Annotated in this window: 9 protein-coding genes; all 9 read left to right on the top strand. The window is 65.3% G+C overall.

The window, feature by feature from the left end; genetic code table 11:
- Positions 1-256 (top strand): integrase core domain-containing protein (locus Q7V45_RS08000; RefSeq protein WP_304849774.1); only part of this gene is annotated, 256 nt, incomplete at its 5' end.
- On the top strand, positions 256-1,989 hold the full coding sequence (locus Q7V45_RS07995) for an asparagine synthase-related protein (protein ID WP_304849771.1): 1,734 nt from the start codon (positions 256-258) through the stop codon (positions 1,987-1,989). The genes Q7V45_RS08000 and Q7V45_RS07995, both read left to right, overlap by 1 nt.
- 84 nt (positions 1,990-2,073) lie before the next feature.
- Positions 2,074-2,352, top strand: a complete 279-nt coding sequence (locus tag Q7V45_RS07990) for a PqqD family protein (protein WP_304849769.1) — start codon at positions 2,074-2,076, stop codon at positions 2,350-2,352.
- 30 nt (positions 2,353-2,382) lie between these two features.
- Entirely contained in the window at positions 2,383-2,598 is a 216-nt protein-coding gene (locus Q7V45_RS07985) for a lasso RiPP family leader peptide-containing protein (protein WP_304849767.1), read from the top strand.
- Positions 2,599-2,634: 36 nt separating this feature from the next.
- Entirely contained in the window at positions 2,635-3,771 is a 1,137-nt protein-coding gene (locus Q7V45_RS07980; protein WP_304849765.1) for a nucleotidyltransferase family protein, read from the top strand.
- 164 nt (positions 3,772-3,935) lie between these two features.
- Positions 3,936-5,084, top strand: a complete 1,149-nt coding sequence (locus Q7V45_RS07975; protein WP_304849763.1) for a patatin-like phospholipase family protein — start codon at positions 3,936-3,938, stop codon at positions 5,082-5,084.
- A complete protein-coding gene (locus Q7V45_RS07970) occupies positions 5,081-5,836 on the top strand; it encodes an acetoacetate decarboxylase (protein WP_304849761.1) in 756 nt (251 codons plus the stop codon). The genes Q7V45_RS07975 and Q7V45_RS07970 overlap by 4 nt, the downstream gene beginning before the upstream one ends.
- Before the next feature lie 22 nt (positions 5,837-5,858).
- Positions 5,859-6,641, top strand: a complete 783-nt coding sequence (locus tag Q7V45_RS07965) for a 3-hydroxybutyrate dehydrogenase (protein WP_304849756.1) — start codon at positions 5,859-5,861, stop codon at positions 6,639-6,641.
- 165 nt (positions 6,642-6,806) lie between these two features.
- Positions 6,807-7,628 (top strand): OmpA family protein (locus Q7V45_RS07960; RefSeq protein WP_304849754.1); only part of this gene is annotated, 822 nt, incomplete at its 3' end.

The following is a 7,628-nucleotide window of genomic DNA, read 5'->3' as shown; positions in this document are numbered from 1 at the left end:
GCTACTTGGCCTCAAGCACATTCGGACCAGGCCTTACACGCCCAAGACCAATGGCAAGGCCGAGCGCTTCATCCAAACAGCCTTGCGGGAATGGGCCTATGCCCGAGCCTACGACACTTCAGACCAGCGTGCCCAAGAGCTGCCCTTCTGGATCCATCGCTATAACTGGCATCGACCTCACGGCGGCATCAAGGGTAAAACACCCATCAGCAGACTCGCCCTCGCCGAGGACAACCTGTTGAGGCTCCACATCTAGTGTTCGCGGCGCTCCTCAACATCAGGGACGAACCGATCGACCTGCGGCAATTGCCGCCCGGCTTCGAAATCGTCGGCCGTGCCCGACGGGCGGCCTTCGCCGCGGGGCGGGACAGCTCTTCGGCCGCGCTGGCCGGCCGCTACTGGATCGCGGGCCGCTTCCGTCTCGACGCACGGGACGAACTCCGCGCCCGGCTCGGCCCGTCCGCCGCGTCGGCGTCGGATGCAGCGCTGTGCCTGCTGGCCTACGCGAAATGGGGCGCGTCCTTCACGGACTTCCTCGCCGGCGACTTCGCCTTCGTCCTGTGGGACGACGGTGCGCAGTGCCTGCTCGGCGTGCGCGACCAGATGGGCGTGCACACGCTCTTCCATTCGAGGACCGCAGATGCCTGGCTCGTCGGCGATTCGCTCGACTGGCTGGCCGGGCAGGTGCCGACCAGCGACGCGCTCGACGACTACTGGATCGCCGACTTCCTGGTCCTCGGCGTGGCGCGCGAATTCGAGCGCACCGTCTATCGCGACATCAAGCGGCTCGCACCGGCGCATCTTCTGAAGCTCGGCGAGGGTGGTCTCTCGCTGCGCCGCTACTGGCGGCTCGACATCCCCGAACCGGTCTACCTCCACAGGGCCGAGGCCTATTGCGAGCGCTTTCGCGAGCTGCTGTCGCGTGCGGTGGCGGACCGGCTGCCCGCCGGCAGCGTGGGCATCGCGATGAGCGGCGGCCTCGACTCGACGACCCTGGCGGCGACCGCCGTCGAAGTGACCGGCGACCCGTCACGGATCGTCGCGGAGTGCGAGCACTACGAACGGCTGATGCATATAAGGGAAGATCACTACGCCTCTCTCGCGGCACGCCATATCGGAATCGAGCTGCGCATCCGGCCGGCCGACGACATCGCCTACGACCCGCTGTGGCGCGCCCGGAAGCTGCGGTCTCCCGAACCCATGACGGCGCTGATCAACGCCCACGACATGCAGCGGGTCGCGCGCGAGATGGGTGCAGCCGCCCTCGTCTGGCTGGACGGCGAGGGTCCGGACAACGCGCTCATCCTCGAGCGGGACGCCTATCTCGGATGGCTGCGTCGGCAGCGGTCCTGGCGCCGGCTGGCGCAGGCATTGATCGAGTACAGCGCGGCCAAGGGCCTCGCCGGCTGGGCGCAGACGATCGGCCGCCATACCGGGCTGCAGCGGGAAGCCGAACTGGAGCCGTTCGACACGCTGCCGCGCTGGCTCCAGCGCGACTTCGCGGAGCGGCTGGCCCTGCCGGAACGGCAGGAATCGCTCGGCATAGGAGGTGACATGTCGCATCCGTGGCATCCGGCCTCGATCGGCTCGTTCACCAGCCCGATCTGGCAAAGCCATTTCGACGTCCGTGCCTTCGAAGGAACGCTTGGCGGTTTTGAGTGGCGATACCCCTATCTCGACCTCCGGGTCCTCGAATTCATGTTGTCGGTTCCGCCGGTCCCTTGGGGCTGGAACAAGCGGCTGATCCGCGAGGCCATGCGCGGCCGGCTGCCCCCGGAAGTGCTGGCCCGCCGGAAGACCCCGCTCGACTGCTATCCGGAAGTGGCGACGATCCGGGAGGTCGGCCTGCCGGTCCTGCCGGAGGGCCGCCGGATCGCCCGCTACGTCGACCCACGATTGCTGCCCGATGTCGGCGCTTCGGATTCCGATCTCGCGACGTCGCTCAACGCCCATGTGCTGGACCACTGGCTCGCGCACCCCCGCCAATGAGGAGGCAAAATCAATGCATTATCGCATTTGCTCCGCAAGAAATCTGTTGTTACCCTTCCCGTTGGTGTTCTTGGGTCCATCGGCATGAACGGGTCTTCCCTGCTCTACAAGAAATCAGCACGGCAGGTTTCCTGCAGGATCAACGACGAAGTCGCGATTCTGGACCTCGATCGGGCGATCTACTTCGGCCTCCAGGGCGTCGGCGTCCATATCTGGGATTCGCTCGAGCAGCCCCGGTCGGTGGATGATCTTTGCGCTTCGGTGATGGCTGAATTCGAGGTATCGGAAGCAGCTTGCCAGGCTGATGTCGTGCAAATACTTGGAAGCCTCGAGGCCGAAGGCCTCATTGAAGCAACCCGATAAGAGAGCCTCGTTAGGGTGAAAGGCTGATCCATGACGGTCGAATCTATACAGACGGGCGAAGAGGCCACGGCGCTTGCGCCTGCTTCCGCCAAAAAACCCTATGAGCAGCCCGTCCTCACCAAGCTGGGCGCCCTGCGCGACGTCACGCTGACCAAGTGGAGCTGGAAGGGACGACGCGATGGCTGGAAGAGCCGCAACACCGGCCGCGGCGGGATGAATGGCCTGTCCCAGGACTCCAATTCCTGAACCGCCTGCCTCGACGGCGTGAGCGCCGGTGCCGAGGTGACACCCGAGTTTCAGTTCCTTTGTCTTGCAGCACGTCCGCGGCCCGAACTGACGCGCCTGAGGGAACTGCTGCGCAAGGGCATCGATCATCAGGCACTGATGCGCCTTGCCGAAGGCCACGGGGTTCGGCCCTCCCTCCTGGACTGCCTGGGCGAGCTCTCCTGGGAAACCGTACCGGATGACGCAAAGGCCGATCTCGAACGTTTTCGCCAGAGCCACCTGCTGAAGTCCCTGACTTTGGCAGGCGAACTGCACCGTCTGGCGGCTACCCTGTCCGACCGCTCGATACCCTTCGTCGCCTTCAAGGGTCCGACCCTGGCACTCGCCCTCTACGGCGGCCTCGCCGGGCGGGAGTACAACGATGTCGACGTGATCGTGCAGCAACGACGGATCGACGCCGCCGAAGACGTGATCGGGTCGATGGGGTACGCCAGCCCCCAGGGCGACAGGACATTCCGGCGCGCGTTCCTCGCCGCTCAACGGCAATATGCCTTCGTTCGGGTCGACGATGGCGCCGCCTTCGACCTGCATTGGGAGTTCTGCGGCGCACATGTTCCCTTCCCCCTCGCGCCGGACGAGATCTGGGACGATCCAGCCCTCCTCTCGGTCGGCGGCCGCGACGTGCCGGTCCTGTCCGCCCCGAACCTTGCCCTGCTGCTGGCCGGACACGGCACGAAGGAGAACTGGGCCATGCTGAAGTGGGTGAACGATTTTGCCCGCATGATCGACCGTCATCCCGCCCTCGACTGGGGAGCGCTGCATGCGCGGGCACAGGCCCGGGGCTGCGGCGGCGCCGTCCTGCTGGGCTGCGCGATGGCAGAGGAGCTGTTGGATGCCGCCGTTCCTCAGGCGCTGGCACCCCTCATCGCCGACAGCGACCGCGTGCGGAAACGGACCGCCGTGATGGCCGGGACGATGCGGCTAGGCCTGCCGCCACCGACCCAGGTCGAGCACTTCGCCGATCTTCTCCTGTGCGACCGGCCGATCGACCGGGTCAGGGGAGCCCTCAAGCTGGTTTTCACGCCGACGGCGGGCGACTACGAGGCGATGAGACTCCCGCCCGCCCTTTGGAGCGCCTACTATGCGAGCCGCCCCTGCCGGCTTGCCTTCAGAACCGCCGCCCGCCGTGCCTGACGGCCCGTCGGTCGGCCTCTGTAATGCCGCCATAATCAGGAGCCGCTAAGGGTTCGGTCCGGAAATTGCGGAAAACGCGGTTGCCGCCGCCCGAGCAGCACGCCAGAAATCGTCGCCCCAACGAGGCGGCCCAAAGAGGAGACTGCGCGATCAATACACAGTCCGTGCCCCGCCCCCGCCCTCCCTTCGAACGGATCGCACTCCTGCTGCAGGGCGGCGGCGCCCTCGGCTCCTACCAGGCCGGCGTCTACCAGGCCCTGTCCGAGGCCAACCTGCATCCCGACTGGGTGGCCGGCATCTCGATCGGCGCGATCAATTCCGCGCTGATCGCCGGCAATCCGCCGGAGCAACGTGTCGAAAAGCTGCGCACCTTCTGGGAGACCATCACCCGGTCGCCGCTGGGCGTGCCGATGATGAAGGGCTTCGACTTCAGCAGCGACATGGAACGCCAGTTCGTAAACCAGCTCGGCTCGTTCGCAACGCTGATGTTCGGCGCGCCCGAGTTCTTCAAGCCGCGTATCCCGCCGCCGATCTTCACGCCCGCCGGCAACCCGGGCAACCTCGCCTACTACGACGTCGCACCACTTCGGACGCTGCTAGAGCGGCTGGTCGACTTCGACCGCATCAACGCCAAGGAAATGCGCTTCAGCGTCGGCGCCACCAACGTCAAGACCGGCAACTTCATCTACTTCGACAACGACACCCATACGATCGGGCCGCAGCACGTCATCGCCAGCGGCTCGCTGCCGCCGGGCTTTCCCGCGGCCGAAGTGGACGGCGAGTTCTACTGGGACGGCGGCGTCGTCTCGAACACCCCGCTGCAATGGGTGCTCGACGCCTATCCGCGCGCCGACACGCTCGCCTTCCAGATCGACCTGTGGAGCGCGCGCGGAGACCTGCCGCGCGACATGATCGAGGTCGACACCCGGATGAAGGACATCCGCTACTCGAGTCGCACGCGCGCCGGCACCGACCAGTTCCGCCAGATGCAGGCGCTGCGCCGGGCCACCGCCAAGATACTGGCCGACATGCCGCCGGAGCTGCGGCAGACTCCGGAGGCCGAACTGCTCGCACGGGAGGGCGACAGCAAGGTCTACAACATCATCCACACGATCTATCGCGCGCGGACGTACGAGGGCGCCTCGAAGGACTACGAGTTCTCGCGTCGCACGATGGAGGAGCACTGGGAGTCGGGCTACTCCGACATGACCCGCTCGCTCGAACATCCCGAGGTCTTGCAGCGTCCGACCAGCCCGGACGGCGTGTTCACTTTCGACCTGGCCCTGCAGGGCCGCAAGGAGCCCCAGAAATGAAGATCGACGACGTCCGCAAGAACGCCTTCGCGATGCCGCTCAACAACCCGAGCTATCCGCGGCCACCCTACAAATTCTACAATCGCGAATTCGTCGTCATCACTTACCGCACCGATCCCGACGTGCTCCGCGCGCTGGTGCCGGAACCGCTCGAGGTCGTGGGCGACACGGTGAACTACGAGTTCATCCGCATGCCCGATTCGACGGGCTTCGGCGACTACACCGAGACCGGACAGGTGATCCCGGTGCGCTTCAAGGACAAGGACGGCCAGATGCAGGAAGGCGGCTACGTGCACGCCATGTATCTCGACGACAACTCGCCGATCGCCGGCGGTCGCGAGATCTGGGGTTTCCCCAAGAAGCTCGCCACGCCAAAGATCAGCCACGAGAACGAGACGCTGGTCTGCACGCTTCACTACGGCTCCGTGCTCTGCGTCAACGCCACGATGGGCTACAAGCACCGCGAGCTCGAACATGCGCCGCTGATCAAGGCGCTGGCCAAGCCGGCCTTCATGATCAAGATCGTGCCGCACGTCGACTGCACGCCCCGCATCTGCGAACTGGTGCGCTATTACTGCGAGGACGTCACCCTGAAGGGCGCCTGGACCGGCCCGGCAGCCCTCCAGCTCTTCGATCATGCCATGTGCGACGTCTCGCGCCTGCCGGTGCGGGAGGTCGTCTCGGCCAGCCACTATGTCACCGACCTGACGCTGGGACTCGGTGAAGTGGTCTTCGACTATCTCGCAAAGTAACCGGCACAGAGAAGGATCAGCCATGTCGCGTTTCACGGGAAGAATTGCCATCGTCACCGGCGCCGCCTCGGGCATCGGCAAGGAAATCGCACTGCGTCTCGCCGCCGAGGGCGGCACGCCGGTGATCGCCGACCTCAATCTCGACGCCGCGAACGCGACGGCCGACGAGATCAAGGCCAAGGGCGGCGATGCCTTCGCCGTCGCCATGAACGTCACCGACGAGGCGCAGGTCGAGAAGGGTGTCGCCGACACCATCGCCAAGTACGGCAAGATCGACATCCTGGTCAGCAACGCCGGCATCCAGATCGTGAAGCCGCTGGTCGACTTCCCCTTCGCCGACTGGAAGAAGCTGCTGTCGATCCATCTCGACGGCGCCTTCCTCACCACCAAGGCCTGCCTCAAGCACATGTACAAGGCCAAGTACGGCCGCGTGATCTACATGGGCTCCGTGCATTCCAAGGAAGCCTCCAAGCTCAAGGCCCCTTATGTCACGGCGAAGCACGGCCTGATCGGCCTCAGCAAGGTGCTGGCCAAGGAAGGCGCGGAATACAATGTCGCGTCCAACGTCGTGTGCCCGGGCTTCGTGCGCACGCCGCTGGTCGAAAAGCAGATCCCCGAGCAGGCGGCCGAGCTGAAGATCACCGAGGCGGAGGTGATCAAGAACGTCATGCTGAAGGACACGATCGACGGCCAGTTCACCACGACCGACGACGTGGCCGACGCCGTCCTCTTCTATGCCGCGGCCAAGAGCACGGTGCACAGCGGCCAGTCCGCCGTGGTCAGCCACGGCTGGTTCATGCAGTGAGCGTGTTCGTGCAGTGAACCTGCCGAACTGTTGCCCTGCGGCCACGGTCGCGGGGCGAGTACCGTCCGGTTCCCTCGGAACGGCAACTTAATCCAGGCAACCCTCGTTGGTCAGGCATGCGTCCGTCAGCCCCGGACGCGATCACCCAACGAGGGATTTGTGAAAATGAAAAAGGCACTTCTCGCTGCTGCAGCATTGATGGCTGTTCCCATGGCCGCCAACGCGCAGTCGATGTGGAGTCCCGGCCCGTCCAACCCCGGCATCTACATCGGTGGTGAAGGCGGCCTGAACTGGCTGATGAACAGCAACAACTACAACATGGATCTCGGTTTCGCGGCTGGCGGCTTCGTCGGCTACGACTTCGTCGGTCCCCGCGTCGAGTTGGAAGGCGTGTTCCGGTCCAACAATGGTCGAGGCACCGCCAACTTCGGCAATGTCTTCAGCAACACCAGCGGCCGCATCGAGCAGCTCGCCATCATGGCCAACCTGTTCTACGACTTCATCCCGGGCGCGATGATCACCCCGTATATCGGTGCCGGTGCCGGTGTCGCCTTCGCCGACTCGTCGATCAACGGCTGCTCGATGTGCAGCACCCAGTTCGCTTACCAGGGCATCATCGGCCTGGGCTGGAACGTCGACCAGAACTTCCGCGTGAACCTCGACGGCCGCTACTACGGCACGACGAACCCGGGCATGTACCAGAACAACAACATCACCACGATGTTGAGCGTCGCCTACAAGTTCGGCCAGCCGGCCGCGGCGCCGATGCCGGCGCCGACCGCGCCGGCCGTGGCGCCGCCGTCGTTCATGGTGTTCTTCGACTGGGATCGCGCGAACCTGAGCGAACAGGCGCTGACCACGATCCGCCAGGCCGCCTCGGCCTACAAGACGAAGGGCAACGCCCGCATCACGGCGACGGGTCACACCGATACGTCGGGCACCGAGGCCTACAACATGGCGCTGTCGCTGCGTCGCGCCAACGCCGTC

The sequence above is a fragment of the Reyranella sp. genome (assembly GCF_030651995.1).
Classification (GTDB): domain Bacteria; phylum Pseudomonadota; class Alphaproteobacteria; order Reyranellales; family Reyranellaceae; genus Reyranella.
The sequence above is the reverse complement of the archived record's forward strand: the minus strand, read 5'-3'. Positions and strand labels throughout refer to the sequence as shown.

Excerpts from the sequence above, each read along its gene's own strand:
- Q7V45_RS07965 (WP_304849756.1), top strand. The coding sequence starts at position 5,859 with ATGTCGCGTTTCACGGGAAGAATTGCCATCGTCACCGGCGCCGCCTCG.
- Q7V45_RS07985 (WP_304849767.1), top strand. The coding sequence starts at position 2,383 with ATGACGGTCGAATCTATACAGACGGGCGAAGAGGCCACGGCGCTTGCG.
- Q7V45_RS07970 (WP_304849761.1), top strand. The coding sequence starts at position 5,081 with ATGAAGATCGACGACGTCCGCAAGAACGCCTTCGCGATGCCGCTCAAC.
- Q7V45_RS07990 (WP_304849769.1), top strand. The coding sequence starts at position 2,074 with ATGAACGGGTCTTCCCTGCTCTACAAGAAATCAGCACGGCAGGTTTCC.